Origin of the sequence: Mesorhizobium sp. B2-2-4, assembly GCF_006442375.1 — a bacterium.
Lineage (GTDB): Bacteria > Pseudomonadota > Alphaproteobacteria > Rhizobiales > Rhizobiaceae > Mesorhizobium.
In genome coordinates this window covers 512,385-532,451 of record NZ_VFWB01000003.1, presented here as the reverse complement: position 1 = coordinate 532,451, position 20,067 = coordinate 512,385, and the positions used below count along the sequence as shown (strand labels likewise).

Genomic DNA, 20,067 nt, shown 5'->3' with positions numbered 1-20,067 from the left:
GGCCTATGTTCAGACCGCCGGTTTGCGCTGGAACTGGCCGGCCGCGCGAAAACGCCAGAGATAGCTTGGCAGGATCGTCCCGAGCGCATGCGGCTGGATGCCGAGGCCGGCAAGCGTGCGGTTGGCCCTGGCGGCCTCCTCCGACACGACATTGTGCTCGCGCAGTTGCAGCACCTGGTCCTTGGTCAGCAGCGGGTTGGGCAAGAGGCCCAGGATCGACGCTTGCAGGTTCGCCACCCACCACGGCACCGGAACCAGCAGGCGCTTGCGCTCGATCACCGCGAGCATTTCCTGCATGCTTTCCTTGAAAGTAAGCACCTGCGGGCCGCCAAGCTCGTAGATCTGACCGCCCTTGACCTTGCCATCGACCGAGCGCGCCACCGCTTCGGCGACGTCGCCGACATAGACCAGCTGGAACTTGGTGTGGCCGCCGCCGATCAGCGGCAGTGCTGGCGAATAACGCGCCATGTTGGCGAAGCGGTTGAAGAAACTATCTTCCGGTCCGAAATTGATCGACGGCCGCAGGATCACGGCGTCCTTGATCGTCTCCAGAACGGCCTTTTCACCAAGCGCCTTGGTGCGTGCATAGTTGGATGCGGCTTCCAGGTCGGCGCCCAGGGCCGAAATATGGGTCAGGCCGGCGCCCGCTGCGCGTGCCGCTTCGGCCACGGCGCGAGCGCCGAATTCGTGCACGGCCGTGAATTTCTGCCGCCCGCTCTCATGCAGCACGGCAACCAGGTTGACGACATGATCGGCGCCCTGCACGGCGCGATCGACCGACCAGCGCACGCGCACATTGGCCTGCACGGGCTGGATCTGGCCGACATTGCCGAGCGGCTGCAAATGGCCGGCGAGGTCGGGCCGGCGGCAGGCGACCCTGATGCGATAGCCGCGCTTGGCCAAGGCCCGCACCACGTGGCGGCCGACAAAGCCCGACCCGCCGAAAATGACGACGAGCTTGGGGGTCTGCAGGATTTCGGTCATGGCTGGCTCCGGCGCTCGAAAGCTTGGCTGAAGCCGTTTCATAATCCGTTTCGCGTCAAACGCAAAGGGTGACGCGTCGTCGCTGTGAAGCGGCTTTCCCAGGAAAAACAGCTTGGGAATTGCATCAGGACAAAAGCGCTTCAGAACGCCTTGCCTGACGCAGAAAACCCCGCCGAGGCGGGGTTTTCCGGATGACATCCATGCGAAGCATCCATGCGAAGCCAGGGGCCGACGGAGCGGCCTGACCTGAGATGGTATTCAGGAGGGCGTGAAGCAAGTACGCCCACCCCAGCCCTGGACATCCGACATGGTGCCACCGACCTTCTTGCAGGCCGCGATGAAATCGGCGCTGCAACTGGCGAATTTCGCGTGGCCGTCCTTGCAATAGTGGTCCTCGGTGGCGCCGCCGCCCGGCGCGGCAATGACGCCCGGACTGGACGGCTTGACCGGCGCGGTTTTCAGGTTGGCCGCCTGGGTCGCGCCCATGAACGAGCCGAGGAGAAGGACTGCGGTCACAATGGTGGTCTTGGTGCTGGTCATGGTGGTTCCTTTTCACTGAGGTTGGTTTCTCCGGGACGCGAAGGCCATGCCTTGGCGTGGAGCAGATTTCGATGTGACGTGCTGTTCCCCGGTCTGGATCGGCAAGCTCATCCTGCCCTGGACAAGCATTGGTCGCCCCGACGCTCGAAAAGGTTCAGACCGCGCGCGAAAAAAACACGCATGGCCATGCCGCGGGCAGGCGCCGGCGGCTAATGAGCTGAAAAGAAGATTTTATTTCAGGCCGAATAGCGCTCGGCGAATTCGGAAATGCGCTGCACCACGGCCTTGGAGACCTTGATGCCCCGTGCCGCGGCCTTCTCCGCCGCCTCGGCCCGGGAGCGGCCCGGTATGTGCACGCCGTAGCGCCGGCGCAGCCGGTCGAGCTGATCCTTCATCCGCTGCTCGAAATCCGGATCGAGCAGCTTGGGCTCGACGGCCAGCACGAACAGGCCGGTGCCGGGATTGTCCGGGCCGCCGGTGAACCAGGGCGCATCGAGCGACCAGTTTGCCCCCGACAGACCCGCCGCCAGCACCTCGACCATCAGCGCGATGTTGGCGCCGCGCTGGCCACCGAAGGCGAGCATGGCCCCCTTCATGGCTGCGGCCGGATCTGTAGTGGGATTGCCGCTGGCATCGAGCGCCCAGCCTTCGGGGATCTTCTTGCCGTCCTCGGCCGCCTTGCGGATATTGACGAAGGCGGTGGCGCTCGACGACTGGTCGATGACCAGCGGCGGACCGTCGGCGGCGGGTGCGGCGAAGGACATCGGGTTGGTGCAATAGACCGGCTTGACCGAGCCCGAACCGGCAAGCACGGCGGGACCGTTGGTGGCGGCGAAGGAGACTAGCCCCTGCGCTGCCAGCCTTCCGGTAAAGTAGCCGAGGGCGCCGCATGTATAGGCATTCTTCTGCGAAAAGATGGCGACGCCGAACAGTCTTGCCGCCTTGGCGAGCTCGTCGAGCGTGCGGTCGAAGCCGGTATGCGCCAGCCCGCCTTGCGCATCGGAAAGATAGACTGCTAGCGCCGGCCGGGTGATCACCGGCTCGGCATTGCCGTCGATGCGGCCGGCCTCCAGCGCTTCGAGATAGTCGATGAAATGCGACAGCCCGACGGTCGAGAGTCCTTCCGCCTCGGCCGATATGATCGAGGCGGTGAGCGATTGCGCCGCTTCCTCGTTGGCGCCCGCACCCAGCGCCGCCATGCGGCACAGCCCGGTTGCCTGTTCGAGACTGAGTTGCATGGCGACTGCCTTTAGTGAGTGGTGAGTAGTGAGTAGTCAGCAATGGGTGGTGGCGGCTAGCCACTTCCTACTCACCAATCCCTACTCACTAGGTCCCTAGCCGATCTTGTTCGGAATCCGCGCCTCGATCCTGCCGAAGGCGAAGACCAGAATGCCGGTGATCGCCATATAGATCAAGGCAAGCAGCAGCAAGGGCTCATAGGTGAGGTAAGTGTCCTGTCTGACCTTCGACGAAACGGCGAAGATGTCGATGACGCTGATGGTCGCCACCAGCGGCGTCGATTTCAGCTGCAGCACGGTTTCCCCCGTCAGCGTCGGCAGCGCCCGGTAGAAAGCCTGCGGCAGCCAGATACGCCGGAAGATCTTCCAGCGGCTCATGCCGAACGCACGTGCGGCTTCGAGCTGCCCCTTCGGCACGCCGGCAAAGGCGCCGCGCATCACTTCGCCTTCGTAACCCGCGAAGGAGAGCGTCAGCGCCAGGACGGCGTAAGGCCATGCCTGCCTGAGATAGGGCCACATCCAGGATTCGCGGATCCACGGATATTGCGGAAACAACGAACCCAGCCCGTAGTAGAGCAGCCACAGCTGTAACAGCAGCGGCGTTCCCCTGATGACGGTGCAGAAGACCTTCGCCGGCGCCGCGAACCAGATCGGGCCGCCAGCCTGTGCCAATCCGACCGGCACGGCGATCAGGAAGCCCAACAGACAGGTGACGGCCAGGATCCACAGCGCGCGCCAGATGCCGAGCAGGGCCAGGCCGTAATATTGCGGCAGCCAGTCCCAGCGCATGAAGAACGCAGCGGACAGCACCAGCCCCAGCGCAATCAGGATCAGCACGATGCGATGCGGTTGCAGCCAGAGCGAGGCGCGAGCCGCGCTGTTGATGATGGCCGCTTCGCTCGCCATCAGTGTGCTTCCTTGATCGAAGGCATACCGCGCCGCGCCCATTTCTCGACGCGACCAAGAATGAGGTTCGAAAACAGCGTCACGGCCAGATAGAGCATGCCGGCCGCGAGATAGAATATCAGATAGGCCTTGGTGACGCCCGCCGCCTGCCGCGTCGCCAACGTCAATTCGAAGAAGCCGACCACGGCCAGCAGCGCCGTATCCTTGGTGGCGATCAGCCACAGATTGGCGAGACCTGGAATGGCGAAGGGCAGCATTGCCGGCAACGTGATGCGCCGCAAGAGAAGGCCGGGAGACATGCCGTAAGCGCGGGCGGCCTCGATCTGGCCTTGTGGGACGGCAAGGATGGCGCCGCGTATGACCTCGGTCGAGTAGGCGCCTTGGACGAAACCGAGCACCGCGATGCCGGCCACCAGCCCGCTGATGTCGATGCGTTGATAGCCCATGGCGGTCAGCATCTGGTTTATCAGGTCGGTACCGGCGTAGTAGAGGAGCAGGATCAGCACCAGTTCCGGTACCGCGCGCACGATGGTCGTGTAGACCGCCAGCAGGTCGCGCACCACGGGGCCGCCATAAAGCTTGCCATAGGCACCGCCGGTTCCGATCAACAGTCCGACGATCGTGGCGCCGACGGCGATCTCAAGCGAATGCAGCAGCCCAAGCATGAGCGTCCCGCCCCAGCCGACGGGCGCGGGCGACAGGAGTTCGATGATGCCGGCCGCAGAGGCCGGAAGAAATGAATCGATCAGCTTCGCCCCCGGATTGCTGGCTCAATCCGCCGGCGCAAGCCGCCGGCGGCAAGGGTGCGTGGGAAAGGTCGGGTTGGAGGACTTGGCGTCAGTGCCTTGTCTTCCAGCCCATGCGATGGTCGTCAGTCCGACTGCGTGGCACCGCCGCGTCAGTCCGGCTGCATGGCATCGCCACGTCAGTTCGACTGCGCGCCGCTGCCACCATATATGTCGAAATCGAAGTATTTCTTCGAGATCTCGTCATACTTGCCATTGGCGCGGATCGCCTTGATGCCGGCGTTGATCTTTTCCTTCAGCTCGGTGTCTTCCTTGCGCACGCCGGCGCCAACGCCCGGTCCGAGCACTTCGTCGTCCGGAGCCACCATGCCCTTCAGGTCGCAGCAGGCTTTGCCCTGGTCGGTCTTGAGGAACTCGCCAAGCGCGATGGAATCGGCCTGGACCGCATCGAGGCGCCCGGCGGCAAGGTCGTTGTTGGCCTCGTCCTGCGTCTGGTACTCCTTGATCTCGGATGCCGTGGCGCCGAAATGCTTCTTGGCGTAGACGGCATGCACGGTCGATACCTGGACGCCCAGGATCTTGCCCTTGAGATCGTCCGGCGCGGAGCCGAATTTCTGGTCCTTCGGTCCGATGATCGCCGTCGGCGTGTTGTAGTACTTATCCGAGAAGTCGATCGTCTTCTTGCGTTCGTCGGTGATCGACATCGAAGAGACGATAAGGTCGATCTTCTTGGTGGTCAGCGCCGGGATGATGCCGTCCCAGGCGACGGGCGTGATGACGCAGTCGAGCTTCTCCTCGGCGCAGACGGCGTCGATGAACTCGATCTCCCAGCCGACCCATTTGCCCGAAGCATCCGGCGAGGTGAACGGCGGATACGGCTCGGCGGCGATGCCGATCTTGACCGGATCGGCCTTGGCTACGCCCATGGCGGCGACGCCGAGCAGCAGCGCTGCGGCGAACGTCTTCAGAACAGTCTTCATTTCACGACTCCCAGTTTGTTGTTGGTTCCCGGTTTTCTTCCGCCCTCGGTTTGCTAGCCGATGTTGCGAATGAATTGCTTGAGCCTTTCGGATCTGGGCGCGCCGAAGATCTGCTCCGGCGGGCCTTCCTCCTCGACCAGTCCATTGTAGAGATAGACGACATGCGTCGCGACCTCGCGCGCGAACTTCATCTCGTGGGTGACCAGCACCATGGTGCGGCCTTCGCGCGCCAGATCGCCGATCACTCTAAGCACCTCGCCGACCAGTTCGGGGTCGAGCGCCGAGGTCGGTTCGTCGAACAGCATGACGCGCGGATTGATCGCCAATGCGCGAGCGATCGCGGCGCGCTGCTGCTGGCCGCCCGACAGATAGGCCGGATAGACGTCCCGCTTTTCGGCGAGGCCGACGCGGACGAGCAGCTTTTCGGCCTGGGCGATCGCCGCGTCGCGCTTGACGCCCAGCACATGCACGGGAACCTCGATGACGTTCTCGATCAGCGTCATGTGGCTCCACAGATTGAAATTCTGGAACACCATGCCGAGCTTGGAACGGATGCGTTCGATCTGCTTGCGGTCGGCCGGCACGGTATGGCCGTGGCTGTCGGCCTTCAGCTTGATCTCCTCGCCATTCACGCGAATGATGCCGCTGGTCGGATTCTCCAGGCAGTTGATGCAGCGCAACAGCGTCGATTTGCCTGAGCCCGAACCGCCGATGATGGCGATGACCTCGCCGTCGCGCGCCGACAGCGAGACGCCCTTCAGCACATGCAGCTCACCGAATTTCTTGTGCAGGTTCTCGACGTGGATGGCTTCGGCGGCGCCATTTTGCGCCTCACCGGATGGGGCTGCGGCAACTCCCGCCGTGCTCAACAGGTGACCTCCGTGTAGTCGATGGCAGCTCGTCGAACGTCTACCCGGCTAATCAACATACGCTGTACTGCCCCGCTCCAGACTTCAGCATGGACCCAACTGCGCGAGCCCGTCAATCCCGCTCATTACGGCACTTGCGGCCTTGTTGTGCAAGTGTATAAATAGCCTTTCATGAAATTTTCTCGATTTTTTTCAGCTAAAAAGGGCACCGATGAGCGCTTTCGGATCACAGTCCATGGCGGCGACGCTGCGGCGCGTGCTGATGCGGTCGGCGGCCAACGCCATGCGCGACGCCGACAGATCTGCCTGGCACTATGGCCCGGGGTTCAATCCGGCGAAAGCTGCCTCGCAGCACGCGGCCCTTGCTGAGTTGGTAGCGGCTTCCGGCGCTGAAATCGAATGGATCGAAGACAAGGCCGACGGACTTTCGGATTCGGTGTTCACGCACGACCCATCGCTGATGACCGGTCGCGGCGCGCTGATCCTGTCCATGGGTAAGCCATTACGCGCCAGGGAGCCCTCGCTGCATGAGGAAACCTACACAAGGCTGGGCATTCCGATCCTCGGCCGCGTCGAGGCTCCTGGTCAGGTCGAAGGCGGTGATTGTGTCTGGGTGGACGCCCGCACGCTGGCGATCGGGCGCGGTGTCCGCTCCAACCAGGAAGGCATCCAGCAGGTTTCCAACCTGCTGACGCCGCTGGGCGTTTCCGTCTACGGCTTTGATCTGCCGCTGTGGCAGGGCGAAGAGGCGTGCCTGCACCTGATGTCGGTGATCAGCCCGTTGGCCGACGACCTCGCGCTGGTTTATTCGCCGCTTTTGCCGGCCCCGTTCTATCAAATGCTGAAGGCACGCGGCATCCGGCTGGTCGAAGGCGATGCCGAGGAGTTCGCTGCTTCCAACGGCCTCAGCCTTAACGTACTGCCGACTAGCCCGCTCAACGTCATTGCCGTTGCAGGCTTTCCCAAGACCAAGGCCGCGATGGAGGCCGCGGGCTGCATGGTTGAAGTCTTCGAGGCGGATGCGCTCTGCATCGCCTGCGAAGGTGGGCCGACATGCCTGACGCGGCCGATCCTGCGCCAATGAATGCGCCATCCCGCCGCAAGTTTCGTCGCGAGGGCGAGGAGCGGCGGCGGCAGGATCTGATCGAGGCGACTCTGGACAGCGTGGCCGAACATGGGCTGCAGGGCGCCACCTTGCGCACCATCGCATTGCGTGCCGGCGTCACCGCGGGGCTGATCCGGCACTATTTCCCCGGCAAGGAAGAACTGCTGCAGGAGGCCTATACGGCACTGGTCGGGCGCATGACCGAGCAGGCGAAAGCAGCATTGGTCATGGAAGATGCCTCGCCGCGGCAACGCCTTGCGGCTTTCGTCACCGCCAACCTCAACGCGCCGATCATCGACGCGCGGGTTTTTTCGCTCTGGGCAACCTTCATCGGCCGCGCCGGTGCGGATCCGACCCTGGCCCGTGCCCACCGCGAAGGCTATCTCGGCTTTCGCAACGAGGTGGAGGCGGTTGTGGCCGAAGTGCTCGCCGCCGAACAGTGCAAGCCGGACGCAAGCCAGTTGCGCCACCATGCCATCGCGATCAACGCGATCATCGACGGACTCTGGATCGAAGGCTGCCTGGCCGGCGAGATGTTCTCGCCCGGCGAATTGGCGGCGATTGGGATCAAGGCTGTCGAAGCCGAGCTCGGCCTCGAGCCGGAAAGGGGAGAACACTAATGACCACCATTGGCGAAGCGTTGATTTCACTGCTCGAGGCGCATGGCGTCGACACCGTGTTCGGTATTCCCGGCGTCCACACGGTCGAGCTTTATCGCGGGTTGGCGCGTTCGAGGATCCGCCATGTCACGCCGCGCCACGAGCAGGGCGCGGGCTTCATGGCCGACGGCTATGCGCGCGCCGGCGGCCGGCCGGGGGTCGCCTTCGTCATCACCGGCCCGGGGCTGACCAACACCATCACCGCCATGGGGCAGGCGCGCGCCGATTCGGTGCCGATGCTGGTGATCTCGGGCGTCAACGCCACGCCGACGCTAGGCAAGGGCCTGGGCTTCCTGCACGAACTGCCGGACCAGCGCGGCATGATGGAAAAGGTGGCGCTGTTTTCGCAACGCATCACCGAGGCCAGCGAACTGCCCGGCGCGCTCGCCCGTGCCTTCGCGCTGTTTTCCTCATCGCGACCGGGCCCGGTGCATATCGAGATTCCGACCGACGTCATGGTCAAGCCTGCCGATGGGATCGCGGCGGTGCTGAGCAACGCCGCGCCACCGGCTGCCGGGGCGACGGCCATCGCCGCGGCGGCCAACCTTTGTGCGGCGGCTAGGCTCCCGCTCATTCTGGCCGGCGGCGGCGCCAAGCGTGCCGAGGATGCGCTGCGGCGCCTGGCCGAAAGGCTGGACGCGCCGGTCGTCGAGACGACCAATGCGCGCGGCCTGCTCCACCGCCATCCGCTCTGCGTACCGGCCAGTCCCAGCCTGAAAGCCGTCCGCGCGCTGATGGGCGAGGCCGATCTGGTCATTGCCGCCGGCACCGAGTTCGGCCCGACCGATTATGACGGCTATGGCGATGGCGGATTTGTCCTGCCGGCCAATCTGATCCGCATCGACATCGGCGCCGATCAGCTGGCGCGCCGTACGGCGACGGTGGCCATCCAGGCCGACTGCGCCGAGGCGATCGAAGCCTTGCTTGCCGCGCTCGGCTCGGTCGACGCGGGCAGGCAGGACGGGAAGAACCGCGCCGCGGCGGCGCGAAAGGCGGCTCGCGCCGAACTGACCCCCGTCCATGCGGCGCAGGTCCATGCGGTGGAAGCCATCCGCGACGCCCTGCCGGGCGCGATCATCGTCGGCGACTCCACCCAGCCCGTCTACGCCGCCAACCTCTATTACGATCACGACCGGCCGGGCGGCTGGTTCAACGCCGCCACCGGCTTCGGCGCGCTGGGCTACGGCCCGCCGGCGGCGGTGGGCGCGGCGCTCGCCATGCCCGACGCGCCCGTCGTTTGCCTCACCGGCGACGGTGGCTTCCAGTTCACCTTACCCGAGCTTGGCGCGGCGCTTGATGCCGCGGCACCCGTTATCTTCGTCGTCTGGAATAACAGGGGCTATCGCGAGATCGAGACTTCGATGCTCGACGTCGGCGTGGAACCCGTCGGCGTGTCCCCGGCACCGCCGGATTTCTGCAAACTGGCCGAGGCCTATGGCATCGGCGCCGAACGGATCGCCGATACCGGCGCCTTGCCACTCGCGCTGAAGCGCGCCCGGGCAACGGGGTTGCCGCGCGTCATCGAAATCACGGTCGATTGAAGCTTCACGCCGGCGTCGATTTTCCTACCTGCATCGTGGTCATTCGCCGGCTTGGCTTTTGCGCGGCAACAGTCGCCGCTGCCCGACACATGCAAAGACGCGACGGCTGCCATGTCGAGATATCAATTGAGTGATCGCACGAAAGGCGCGACGCTTCGCGTCGGCGCGGCGAAACAAGCGACATAATCAAAAAAAGACAGGAGCGGTCCAGGATGACGGAAACACTTCAGGGCAGGCACATCGTTGTGACCGGTGGGACCGGTGCGCTCGGCGGCGCGGTCGTCGGCAAGCTGCTGGGCGAGGGCGCGGTCTGCCATGTGCCGAACGCCCATGCCGCGGCACCTTGGCATTTCCCTTTCACCACCCACGAGAACGTCAGGCTGGCACACAATGTCGACCTGTCGGACTCCGCCAAGGTCGAAGCCTTCTATGCCCAGGTTCCCGCCCTGTGGGGATCGATCCATCTGGCCGGCGGCTTTGCCAAGGCGCCTGTGGAGAAGATCGAATCCGCCTCCTTTGCCGAGATGATGGATACCAATGCCCGCACCGCGTTCCTGTGCAGCCGTGCGGCGGTGCGCTCGATGCTGGCGGCGGGCACCGCCGGCCGCGTCGTCAATGTGACGGCACGCGCCGGGCTTGATCCGCGCCGCGGCTCGGGCATGGTCGCCTATGCCGCCTCCAAAGCAGCGGTCGCGGCGATGACGGTGGCCATGGCGGAAGAGCTGAAGCACCAGGGCATCCTGGTCAATGCGGTGGCCCCCTCGACGCTCGACACGCCGGCCAACCGTGCCGACATGCCGGATGCCGATTTCAGCAAATGGGTCAGCCTCGAAGCGGCGGCCGAGGCCATCGCCTACCTTGCCTCGCCCGCCAACCAGGCGATGAGCGGCACGCTGGTGCCGCTCTACGGTCGCGCATAAGGCGCATAGTTGATTCCGACGATCCTCGGGCTGCGTCCGAGTTTCCGACAAAGAAAAACCCCGCCGGATCGCTCCGGCGGGGTTTTGTTTCGGGCCTGTGCGAAAGGGCGATTAGCTGCCCTGCTTCTTCAGCGCGGCGCCCAGGATGTCGCCCAGCGAGGCGCCGGAGTCGGTCGAGCCGTACTGGGCGACCGCTTCCTTCTCCTCGGCGATTTCCAGCGCCTTGATCGAGACCTGCAGCTTGCGGGTCTTCTTGTCGAAGGCGATGACGCGGGCGTCGACCTTCTGGCCGACGGTGAAGCGCTCGGGGCGCTGCTCGTCGCGGTCACGGGAAAGGTCGGAGCGCTTGATGAAGGTCTCGATGCCGCTTTCCACCAGCCGCACTTCCAGACCGCCATCCTTGACGCCGATGACCTCACAGGTGACGACGGCGTTCTTGCGCAGCTCGCCTGAAGTCGCCGCTTCGCCAACCGTGTCGCGGGCCAGCTGCTTGATGCCGAGCGAGATGCGCTCCTTCTCGATGTCGACGTCGAGCACCTGCGCCTTGACCATGTCGCCGCGATTGTACTCCTCGATCACCTGCTCGCCCGGACGGGTCCAGTCGAGGTCGGAAAGGTGCACCATGCCGTCCACGTCGCCTTCCAGGCCGATGAACAGGCCGAACTCGGTCTTGTTCTTGACCTCGCCCTCGACCTGGCTGCCGACCGGATGGCTGCGAGCGAAAGCCTCCCACGGGTTCTCCAGCGTCTGCTTGAGACCGAGCGAGATGCGGCGCTTGGCCGGATCGACTTCGAGCACCACGACATCGACTTCCTGCGTCGTCGACAGGATCTTGCCGGGATGCACGTTCTTCTTGGTCCACGACATTTCCGAAACGTGGATAAGGCCTTCGATGCCCGGCTCCAGCTCGACGAACGCGCCGTAGTCGGTGATGTTGGTGACGGTGCCTTTGATCTTCTTGCCGATCGGGAACTTGGTGCCGATCTCCGACCACGGATCGCTCTCGAGCTGCTTCATGCCGAGCGAGATACGGTGCGTTTCCTGGTTGATGCGGATGATCTGCACCTTGACCGTCTGGCCGATGTTGAGGATCTCGGTCGGATGGTTGACGCGGCGCCATGCCATGTCGGTGACATGCAGCAGGCCGTCGATGCCGCCGAGGTCGACGAACGCACCGTAATCGGTGATGTTCTTGACCACGCCTTCGACCACCTGGCCTTCTTCGAGGTTCTGCACGATTTCCGAACGCTGCTCGGCGCGGCTCTCCTCGAGCACGGTGCGGCGCGACACCACGATGTTGCCGCGGCGGCGATCCATCTTGAGGATCTCGAAAGGCTGCGGGTTGTGCATCAGCGGCGACACGTCGCGGATCGGGCGGATGTCGACCTGGCTGCGCGGCAGGAACGCCACGGCGCCGTCGAGGTCGACGGTGAAGCCGCCCTTGACCTGGTTGAAGATGACGCCTTCGACGCGCTCACCCTTGGTGAACTTCTCTTCGAGACGCACCCAGCTCTCTTCGCGGCGAGCCTTCTCGCGCGACAGCATGGCTTCGCCAAGCGCGTTCTCGATGCGCTCGACATAGACTTCGACCGTGTCGCCGACCTTGAGGGTGGATTCCTTGCCCTTGGCGCCGAATTCCTTCAGCGGCACGCGGCCTTCGACCTTGAGGCCGACGTCGATGATGGCCATGTCCTTTTCGATCGCGGTGATCGTGCCCCGGACAACCTGGCCCTCGCCGGAATGGCCGGCGGTGAATGATTCTTCGAGCATGCTCGCGAAATCGTCGCGAGAGGGATTTGCTACAGACATTGTTTCTCCTGGAATACCCCGCATCTTTAGCGGGGCGTGCGCCGTGGGTTAGCGTTGCGTTGGCCTGCCGGCGTTCCGGGCAAAGAGCCCTTGGCCGCTTGAGGCGGCAAGTCCGGCGCATGAAGAATGCTGGCAGGCTGGTTCGTGCCCGATATGGGTATTTCCTTTGCCTCCAGCAACGGAAACTCGAGGGAAAACCCGGATCAGGCCTTGTTTCCCTTGGACAGCACGTCGTCGATGACAGCTCTGGCCGCGAGAAACGCGGCTTCTATAGCCATTTCGCTGGTATCAAGCAAGTGCGCGTCGGGGGCAGGCTTCAAGGGCGAGTCGGCGCGGCCCATGTCGCGCTCGTCGCGGCGCCGGATATCGGCGAGGATTTCGGTGAAATCAGCCGTGCCGCCGATGCTCTCGATCTCCGCCAGCCGGCGCCTTGCCCGCACCTCGGCGCTCGCGGTCACATAGAGTTTGATGTCGGCATCGGGGCACACCACGGTGCCGATGTCGCGACCGTCGAGCACGGCGCCCGGGGGGGATTTGGCAAACTCGCGCTGTTTCTCCACCAGGATGCGCCGCACGGTCGGAAACACCGCGACCTTCGAGGCAGCTTCGCCAACCGCATGCGCCGACAGCACGGCCCGGTCGAGCTTCGCCAGGTCGACCTGACGTGCTGCCGTCTCTGCCGCCGAGACATTGTCGAGCGGCAAGCCAAGCCGCAGCAAGGCATGGGCGACGGCACGGTAGGTGAGGCCGGTGTCGAGCAGGTTCAGTCGGTAGTGATCGGCCAGACGCCGGGCGAGGGTGCCCTTGCCGGCTCCGGCCGGACCGTCGATGGCGATGGTGAAGACGTGTGTCATTGGCAGGCCAGCATACCTGAAACCGAACAGCGTAGCGGTCCGGAGAGAGCTTGCGATCCGTCGCGCCCCCCTCTGTCCTGCCGGACATCTCCCCCACAAGGGGGGAGATTGGCAGTTCCGACGCCTCGCTCACTTCTGCAACGCGGGCGATTTGCGAAGGCCGCTGTGACGGCTGATCTCCCCCCTCGTGGGGGAGATGTCCGGCAGGACAGAGGGGGGCGCTGTCCTGCCGGCATTTCAGTTTGGCCCCAACCCATCAACTCTCACCCGATCTCCGCCCCAAGCCCCGTCATCAGGCTCATGAACTCCGGGAAACTTGTCGCGATCATGTTGGCGTCGTCGATGGTCACCGGCTTCTCGGTCGCCAGCCCCATGATCAGGAAGCTCATGGCGATGCGGTGGTCGAGATGCGTCTGCACGGTCGTGTCCGGGCCATTGGGATGGCCGCCGAGCCCCTTGCCGCCGGGCTTTCCGCGCACCGCGAGCGATGCCTCACCCTCTGTGCAGTCGACGCCGTTAAGCTTCAGTCCATTGGCGACCGCCGACAGCCGGTCGGATTCCTTTACCCTGAGTTCCTCCAGCCCCTGCATCAGGGTCTCGCCCTCGGCGAAGCTGGCGGCAACGGCCAGCACCGGATACTCGTCGATCATCGACGGCGCCCGCTCGGCCGGCACGGTGACGCCCTTGAGTTCGGAGTAACGCACGCGCAGGTCCGCGACATCCTCACCGCCGGCGTTACGCAGGTTCAAGATCTCGATCTGGCCGCCCATCTCCTGCAAAGTCAAAAGCAGCCCGGTGCGGGTCGGGTTCATCAGCACGTTTTCGATCACGATGTCGGAACCCGGCACGATCAGCGCGGCCACCAGCGGGAAGCCGGCCGAGGATGGGTCGCCCGGCACGGCGATCGTCTGGCCGGTGAGCTTGCCCTGGCCCTCGATGAAGATATGGCGCACGCCGCGCTCGTCGGTCTCGACCGACAAATTGGCGCCAAAGCCTTTCAGCATCTTTTCGGTGTGGTCGCGCGTCATGACAGGCTCGATGACGGTGGTGATGCCGGGCGTGTTGAGGCCGGCGAGAAGCACCGCCGATTTCACCTGCGCGGAGGCCATCGGCACGCGATAGGTGATCGGGGCGGCATGCTTTGGCCCATGCAGCGTGATCGGCATGCGGTCGCCGGGCGTTGCCTTCAGCACCTGCACGCCCATCTGGCGCAGCGGCTCCAGCACGCGGCCCATCGGCCGGCCTGACAAGGAAGCATCGCCGATGAAGGTCGTTTCCATGTCATAGGTGCCGACCAGCCCCATGGTCAGCCGCGAGCCGGTACCGGCGTTGCCGAAGTCGAGCGGCCCTTCCGGCTGCAGCAGCGCGCCGTTGCCGGTGCCGCGGATCACCCATTCGTCGCCGCGCTTCTCGATATGCGCGCCCATCGCCTTCATGGCGGCACCGGTGCGCATGACGTCCTCGCCTTCGAGCAGGCCGGTGATGCGGGTCTCGCCGGAGGCGAGCCCGCCGAACATGAAGGAGCGGTGCGAGATCGACTTGTCGCCCGGCACGCGCGCCGTACCGGAAAGCGCTTGACATTTACGGGCGGTGGCCGGCTTGGAAGCGGCGGCGTGAGACATGGAATTTCCCTGGACGGAATGCCGGCGGGCCGGCGCTTTTCATTTGTTGCGGCGGTCTCGTATCACGGTGGGCCGAAATGGTCATCCCCCATGGTCGACGCTTGACGCTAGGCCTTTCAACGCATGGTTTTGTGACGCCGGCTTTTGGCTTTGACAGCGCTGCAAACAGTGGTTAAGGGGACCACTCTTTTATCGACGAGGCTTGCCGTGGCAAAAACCGAACTTGGCACAAAGCGTATCGACCCTGAAACGGGTCGAAAATTCTACGACCTGAACAAGGACCCGATCGTCTCGCCCTACACCGGCAAGACCTATCCGCGTTCCTATTTCGAGGAAGGCAAGATCGCCGCCCTCGAGGAGGAAGAGGAAGTGGCCGAGAAGGAAGTGGACGCCGAGGACGAGGAGGGCGTAGAAGTCGTCTCGCTCGAAGAGGCTGACGAAGACGTCAAGGGCGACGATCTGCCCGATCTCGGCGACGACGAGGATGATGTCGACCTGGGCGACGACGAGGACGATACGTTCCTCGCCGACGAAGAGGAAGAGGACGACGATGTCGCCGACATGATCGGCGTCGGCGACGACGACGACGAGGTCTGACAAGGCCGGGAACGCAAGCGTTTGCCGGCTTTCGCAGCTTGTGAAGAAAAAGCCGCTGATGAAGGCTTGATATTGACGAAGGGCGGGGTTAGAAGCCGCCTGCACTAACGGCGCGGTCTCCAACCCGCGCCGGATCTCTTCGCCGGAAACGGCGCCGGTTGACTGCCGGAAGTGGGGCCATAGCTCAGTTGGGAGAGCGCTTGAATGGCATTCAAGAGGTCGTCGGTTCGATTCCGATTGGCTCCACCAAACAGTCACTTTTCCAAATTTCGGGGTTGTAGAAACCGGATTCAGCTTCGGAATTTTTGGACATCGCTGCCCGCCGCAGCCTGAAGCGCGCCGCTCAGGCGGTCGACGCGGCGGTTTCGTTCTGGCCGCCCGCTCCACTGATGCTGGGCTGCCTGCCGATTTCGCTGCCGTCGGGCGCGCCGGTGCTTACGCAATATGCGGCCATTGACTAAAACGGTTCCTGTTTGATTCGCTTTGAACGGGACCGTCATGAGCAAAGCCCTCACGTCCTTCGCCCTGGTCGCGGTGCTGACAGCGCTGCTCATGGCCTTGAGCCTGGTGGTGGCCAGGCACGGCTACCCCTACGGTGCGATCGGCGTCAGGCGCCTCGACGGCATTGCCGATGCCGGGATGTTCATACCACTCGCCGCTGTCTATTTCTTCAGCGCGCTGCTGATGATGATCCTGCCGATCAGAGCCGCCAGCATCGTGCTCACCCATGCAGCCGATGCCATCTTCTGGACCGTGATCGTGCTCCTTGCCTCCATCGTAGGCGGTCTCGTCGCCAGATGGGCATTCGGCCAGCGCGACGCCCTATGGGCGCTGCTGAACTGGCGGTTCCTGTTTGCGGCGGCTATCGTCGGTTGCCACTTCGTCATGAACGAGCTTCGCCGCAACGTGCTCTTGCGCAGTCTGTTTTTCGTTATCTTCGCGGCGGCCACGCTGGCCTGCCTGTTCTGGTCGTTCACGCTCTGAGAGCCGTTTCGATCCACGTCCAGAGATAGGATGCCAGGCCGCGATCGACATGGATGCGCAGTCGGTCCCGGTGGCGGTAGGCGATGGCGCTGACGCCGGCGAAGGAAAGTGCGGCACTGGCGCTTTCCTTGTTTGGGTCAAGCGTTGATCCGCGCGCGATGAAAGCGTCGATCGCCGAGCCTTTGACCTCGAACACATGAAGTCCAGCGCTGATCGCCGTCACCGCGAAACCTTCCGCGCGCCAACCCGCGGCGATGGCGAGCGGTGTGCTCGACACGACGAGCAGGCGGTCGCGCGCCAGACGCGCCGCATAGCGGTCACCTTGCGCGCTGCCAAAGGCGCCCACGCCGTTGCCATCCATGCCGGATCTCCGCGCCCAGGCGTCGAGGTTGCCGCTGACCAGCAATTGGTGAAGGCCCGGGATCGTGCGCGCCTCGAGACCCGGTGCACTGATGGTTGCCGACTGCCAGTCCGGCGCTACCGGCCATTTTTGGGCGAGATCACGCATTGAGCCGGTCTCCTGCCGGGTCGAAGGCGCATGGCGAGGTGATCGTCGCCGTCATCGCCTTGCCGAGATGCTGGATTTCGATCGTTTCGCCGTGGCGGGCCGCGCCGCGCTCGATCAGGCCGAGCGCAACCGGCCGGCCAAGCGTGGGGCTCCGGTAGCTCGATGTGACAAAGCCCTGGCTGCGCAGCTTGCCGCCGCTGCGCTTGATGCCATGCGCACCGGTTGGCAGCGGCGCTTCGCCGGACGGCACCGTCAGCCCGACCAGCTGCATGCGGTCGCCGCGCGAAGCCTCTTCGGTGAACAGCGAGCGGCGGCCGACGAATTCGGTCTGGCGCTTTGCCCGCGGGCCCTCGACGCCGAGGTCGTGCGGCAGGTTGGTGCCGTCGGTGTCCTTGCCGATCACGATGAAGCCTTTCTCGGCGCGCAGGATCATCAGCGCCTCGAGGCCGATGACAACCGCATCGAACGCCTGCCCGGCGTCGCGCAGGCGCGCCCACAAGGACTCCGCGCGATCGGCCCGGATGGAGATCTCGTAGCTTCTGTCGCCGGTGAAGCTGACGCGGGTGATGCGCACCTCGTCGCCGTCATAGCTGCCCTGGCCGACCGCCATGTGCGGCAGCTCGCCATCCTCGAGCGAAAGGCCGAGATCAACCGTCTCGAGCAGTTTCCGGGCGTTCGGTCCCGAAACGGTCAGGGTCGCCATTTCCGCGGTGGCGTTGTGGATGTAGACCGCGCCGCGCCCGAACCGGTCCTGGCGCCACTCCTCCAGTCGCGCATGCACGGCGGCCACGTGCGAGGACGAGCACGACACGACGAAGCGATGCTCGTCCAGCCGCACCAGCACGCCGTCATCGAAGACCACGCCGTTCTCGGACAACATGAAGCCGTAGCGGCAGCGGCCCGGCTTCAGCGTCGACATCGTGTTGTAATAGACGAAATCGACGAACGCGGCCGCCTTGGGTCCGATCACCTCGATCTTGCCCAGCGTCGAGCCATCGAACAATGCGACGGACTGGCGGGCGCGGCGCGCCTCGTCCTGGATCGAGCGATCCGTATCGCCGCCGCCGCCGTAGTGGGCCGGGCGCAGCCAGCCGCCATACTCCTGGAACACGGCGCCGCTGGCACGATGCACGCTCTCCAGCGGCAGCCGCCGCACCGGCGCCATCAGTTCGCCGCCGCGCGCGCCGGCGAAGCTCGCCAGCGGAACCGGCGTGAACGGCGGACGATAGGTCGTGGTGCCGACTTCCGGCACCGTGCGGCCGGTGATCCCGGCCATCAGCGCCAGGCCCGGCAGGTTGGAGGTCTTGCCCTGATCGGTCGCCATGCCGAGCGTCGTGTAGCGCTTCAGATGTTCGACCGAGACGAAATTTTCGCGCGCCGCCAGCTCTATGTCCTTCACCGTCACGTCGTTCTGGTAATCGATCCAGATGCGTCCCTTCGAACCCGGCGTTGGCCATGCCGCTACTATCCCGCTGGTCGCCTCCGTTCCGCTGCCGCGCGACACTGCTGCCTTCGTCGGGCCGAGCGACGCGACGGCTTTCTGCGAACCGGCGAATACCTCCGACAACGAAACCGCGCCGGCGGCAGCTCCGGCCACCGCTATGGCCTCGACCGGGTCGCCCGGCAGGAAGGCCGCGCGCGCCTCGCTCCAGGCGAGCTTGCCCTTGGCCTGGCCGAAGAGATGGATGGTCGGTGTCCAGCCGCCCGACACCAGCACGCAATCGGCATCGAGCCTGGTGCCGTCGTCCAGCATCACACCCTCGACGCGCAGCTTGCCGGCCGCGGCGGTGAGCGCGCGGCCCTTGAGCATCCGCACCTTGGCGGGCGCGGCGGGCATACCGTCGCGCCTGATGTCGACAAGCGTGACGTCGGCGCCAGCCTCGGCGGCCGCCTCCGCCACTTCATAGGCGCTGTCATTGTTTGCGGCGACGACGATATGGCGGCCGGCCAGCACCGCATGGCGCCTGAGATAGCTGAGCGCTGCGTCCGCCGAGAGAATGCCCGGCAGGTCATTGTTGGCGAATGGCAGGGGCCGCTCGATGGCGCCCGTCGCCAGCACGATCCGGCGCGGCCTGACCCGCCACAGCGTGTCCGGCCGGCCGTCGAAATGCCGCTGGTTAAGCCCGACCAGATTATGGTCGTAGATACCGAAAGCGGTGGTCGAAGGCAGGACCAGGTGACCGCCGGCGGAAAGCCCCGCAACCGTCTCCTCGACCCAGATGGCGGCCGGTTTGCCGTCGATCTCGCCAACTCGGTGACCGAGCGATCCGCCGGGCTTTTGCTGGTCGTCGACCAGCATGACGGAGCGGCCCGCGCCGGCCGCCAGCCTTGCCGCTGCCAGCCCGGCCGGTCCGGCGCCGATCACCAGCACGTCGCAATGATGGTTGATCTGGTCGGCCGGGCCGGGCGACGTCCAGTCCTTGTCGACCTGACCCAGTCCCGCCATGGCGCGAATGCGCGGCTCGAACATGTGCCAGTCCGGCCACATGAAGGTCTTGTAGTAAAAGGCGGCCGGAATGAAGCGGGAAAAGCGGTCGAGGAAGGCGTTGCGGTCGGCCAGCGCATTGGGTGTCGCGTTGACGCTTTTGGCGACCAGCCCGTCGCGCGCCGGCTCGGTCGTCGCACGCGTGTTCGGCGTCGTCTGCGGGCCGCTGATATCCACCAGCGCGTTCGGCTCTTCGACGCCCGCGCCCCAGATGCCGCGCGGCCGGTGGTATTTGAAGCTGCGGCCGACGACCGCGACATCGGCGGCCAGCAGCGCGGAGGCGATGGTGTCGCCTGTGAATCCCTGCACGGTGGCGCCGTCGAAGCTGAAGCGGATCGGGCGCGAGCGGTCGATGGCGCTGCCACCCGTGCTAAGGCGCGAGGCGGTCACGCCGCGTGCTCCCAGCCCAGGGCAGCCGAAGACAGCACCTTGTGCGTAACCGTGTCCCGCTCCATGACGAAGAATTCGCCGCAGTTCATATGCACCCATATCTCGCGCGCCGCGCCTTTTGGGTTGGAGCGCAGATAGAGATAGTTGGCCCAATGCTCGATCGGCACCTCGGCGCCATCAGGCCTGACATTGCCGGCATCACCGCCATAGTGGAATTCGGTCTCGTCGCGCGGGCCGCAGAACGGGCAAGGGAAAAGCTGCATGGCAAACCTCAGTCTTCGTCTTTATGCATGTCGTTGCCCTAAGGCCGCTCGGCGCTTTTGCGCGACA

At 64.9% G+C, this 20,067-nt stretch carries 20 protein-coding genes and 1 tRNA gene; 8 read left to right on the top strand and 13 right to left on the bottom strand.

The features are described 5' to 3' along the window. Positions 1-9: 9 nt before the first annotated feature. The 7 genes from FJ959_RS10885 to FJ959_RS10855 form a co-directional block, all read right to left on the bottom strand. A complete protein-coding gene (locus FJ959_RS10885) occupies positions 10-984 on the bottom strand; it encodes a complex I NDUFA9 subunit family protein (RefSeq protein WP_140497268.1) in 975 nt (324 codons plus the stop codon). 258 nt (positions 985-1,242) lie between these two features. After that, the gene (locus tag FJ959_RS10880) at positions 1,243-1,524 is read right to left on the bottom strand and encodes a hypothetical protein (RefSeq protein ID WP_140630148.1); all 282 of its coding nucleotides are present in this window, start codon (positions 1,522-1,524) and stop codon (positions 1,243-1,245) included. Positions 1,525-1,760: 236 nt separating this feature from the next. Then, complete coding sequence (locus tag FJ959_RS10875) at positions 1,761-2,762, bottom strand: Ldh family oxidoreductase (RefSeq protein ID WP_140497264.1); 1,002 nt, start codon at positions 2,760-2,762, stop codon at positions 1,761-1,763. Between the two features lie 96 nt (positions 2,763-2,858). After that, a complete protein-coding gene (locus FJ959_RS10870) occupies positions 2,859-3,668 on the bottom strand; it encodes an ABC transporter permease (RefSeq protein ID WP_140497262.1) in 810 nt (269 codons plus the stop codon). Further along, a complete protein-coding gene (locus FJ959_RS10865) occupies positions 3,668-4,333 on the bottom strand; it encodes an ABC transporter permease (protein ID WP_140512873.1) in 666 nt (221 codons plus the stop codon). Before FJ959_RS10865 ends, FJ959_RS10870 begins: the two co-directional genes overlap by 1 nt. Positions 4,334-4,593: 260 nt before the next feature. Then, a complete protein-coding gene (locus tag FJ959_RS10860) occupies positions 4,594-5,394 on the bottom strand; it encodes a transporter substrate-binding domain-containing protein (protein WP_140512875.1) in 801 nt (266 codons plus the stop codon). Between the two features lie 53 nt (positions 5,395-5,447). Further along, positions 5,448-6,263, bottom strand: a complete 816-nt coding sequence (locus FJ959_RS10855; protein WP_140559774.1) for an ABC transporter ATP-binding protein — start codon at positions 6,261-6,263, stop codon at positions 5,448-5,450. Positions 6,264-6,474: 211 nt separating this feature from the next. On the opposite strand from FJ959_RS10855, the gene FJ959_RS10850 reads away from it, so the two are divergent. From FJ959_RS10850 to FJ959_RS10835, 4 genes are all read left to right on the top strand, one after another. After that, positions 6,475-7,347, top strand: coding sequence for a dimethylarginine dimethylaminohydrolase family protein (locus FJ959_RS10850; protein ID WP_140559773.1), 873 nt, complete (start codon positions 6,475-6,477; stop codon positions 7,345-7,347). Further along, positions 7,317-7,988, top strand: coding sequence for a TetR family transcriptional regulator C-terminal domain-containing protein (locus tag FJ959_RS10845; protein WP_140497252.1), 672 nt, complete (start codon positions 7,317-7,319; stop codon positions 7,986-7,988). Before FJ959_RS10850 ends, FJ959_RS10845 begins: the two co-directional genes overlap by 31 nt. After that, positions 7,988-9,568, top strand: coding sequence for a 5-guanidino-2-oxopentanoate decarboxylase (locus FJ959_RS10840; RefSeq protein WP_140630146.1), 1,581 nt, complete (start codon positions 7,988-7,990; stop codon positions 9,566-9,568). The genes FJ959_RS10845 and FJ959_RS10840 overlap by 1 nt, the downstream gene beginning before the upstream one ends. 212 nt (positions 9,569-9,780) lie before the next feature. After that, positions 9,781-10,488, top strand: a complete 708-nt coding sequence (locus FJ959_RS10835) for an SDR family NAD(P)-dependent oxidoreductase (protein WP_140630144.1) — start codon at positions 9,781-9,783, stop codon at positions 10,486-10,488. A 111-nt stretch (positions 10,489-10,599) separates the two neighbouring features. On the opposite strand, the gene rpsA is transcribed toward FJ959_RS10835, so the two are convergent. The 3 genes from rpsA to aroA all read right to left on the bottom strand — a co-directional run bounded on the left by rpsA (position 10,600) and on the right by aroA (position 14,773). Beyond that, positions 10,600-12,297: a 30S ribosomal protein S1 gene (gene rpsA, locus FJ959_RS10830; RefSeq protein WP_140497246.1), complete on the bottom strand. Its 1,698-nt coding sequence runs from the start codon at positions 12,295-12,297 to the stop codon at positions 10,600-10,602. 203 nt (positions 12,298-12,500) lie between these two features. Then, the gene (gene cmk, locus FJ959_RS10825; protein WP_140497244.1) at positions 12,501-13,151 is read right to left on the bottom strand and encodes a (d)CMP kinase; all 651 of its coding nucleotides are present in this window, start codon (positions 13,149-13,151) and stop codon (positions 12,501-12,503) included. Positions 13,152-13,414: 263 nt separating this feature from the next. Then, positions 13,415-14,773 (bottom strand): 3-phosphoshikimate 1-carboxyvinyltransferase, encoded by a 1,359-nt coding sequence (gene aroA / locus FJ959_RS10815; RefSeq protein WP_140630142.1) that lies wholly within the window; start codon positions 14,771-14,773, stop codon positions 13,415-13,417. Between the two features lie 207 nt (positions 14,774-14,980). Between aroA and FJ959_RS10810 the strand changes: the two genes are divergently transcribed. From FJ959_RS10810 to FJ959_RS10800, 4 genes are all read left to right on the top strand, one after another. Further along, positions 14,981-15,370, top strand: a complete 390-nt coding sequence (locus FJ959_RS10810) for a TIGR02300 family protein (protein ID WP_140497238.1) — start codon at positions 14,981-14,983, stop codon at positions 15,368-15,370. Positions 15,371-15,543: 173 nt separating this feature from the next. Beyond that, a tRNA-Ala gene (locus FJ959_RS10805) sits at positions 15,544-15,619 on the top strand. Between the two features lie 56 nt (positions 15,620-15,675). Further along, positions 15,676-15,831, top strand: coding sequence for a hypothetical protein (locus FJ959_RS31690; RefSeq protein WP_181168359.1), 156 nt, complete (start codon positions 15,676-15,678; stop codon positions 15,829-15,831). Between the two features lie 37 nt (positions 15,832-15,868). Continuing rightward, on the top strand, positions 15,869-16,354 hold the full coding sequence (locus tag FJ959_RS10800) for a hypothetical protein (protein WP_140630140.1): 486 nt from the start codon (positions 15,869-15,871) through the stop codon (positions 16,352-16,354). Here the strand turns inward: FJ959_RS10800 and FJ959_RS10795 are convergent. Genes FJ959_RS10795 through FJ959_RS10785 form a run of 3 tightly spaced genes read right to left on the bottom strand, consistent with a single transcriptional unit; the run spans position 16,344 to position 20,000 of the window. Then, a complete protein-coding gene (locus FJ959_RS10795; protein WP_140497233.1) occupies positions 16,344-16,862 on the bottom strand; it encodes a hypothetical protein in 519 nt (172 codons plus the stop codon). The genes FJ959_RS10800 and FJ959_RS10795 overlap by 11 nt on opposite strands. Beyond that, positions 16,855-19,737 carry a sarcosine oxidase subunit alpha family protein gene (locus FJ959_RS10790; protein WP_140630138.1) on the bottom strand — a complete coding sequence of 961 codons (2,883 nt, stop codon included), beginning with the start codon at positions 19,735-19,737 and terminating at the stop codon, positions 16,855-16,857. The genes FJ959_RS10795 and FJ959_RS10790 overlap by 8 nt, the downstream gene beginning before the upstream one ends. After that, the gene (locus FJ959_RS10785) at positions 19,734-20,000 is read right to left on the bottom strand and encodes a sarcosine oxidase subunit delta family protein (protein ID WP_140564976.1); all 267 of its coding nucleotides are present in this window, start codon (positions 19,998-20,000) and stop codon (positions 19,734-19,736) included. The genes FJ959_RS10790 and FJ959_RS10785 overlap by 4 nt, the downstream gene beginning before the upstream one ends. Positions 20,001-20,067: the final 67 nt, after the last annotated feature.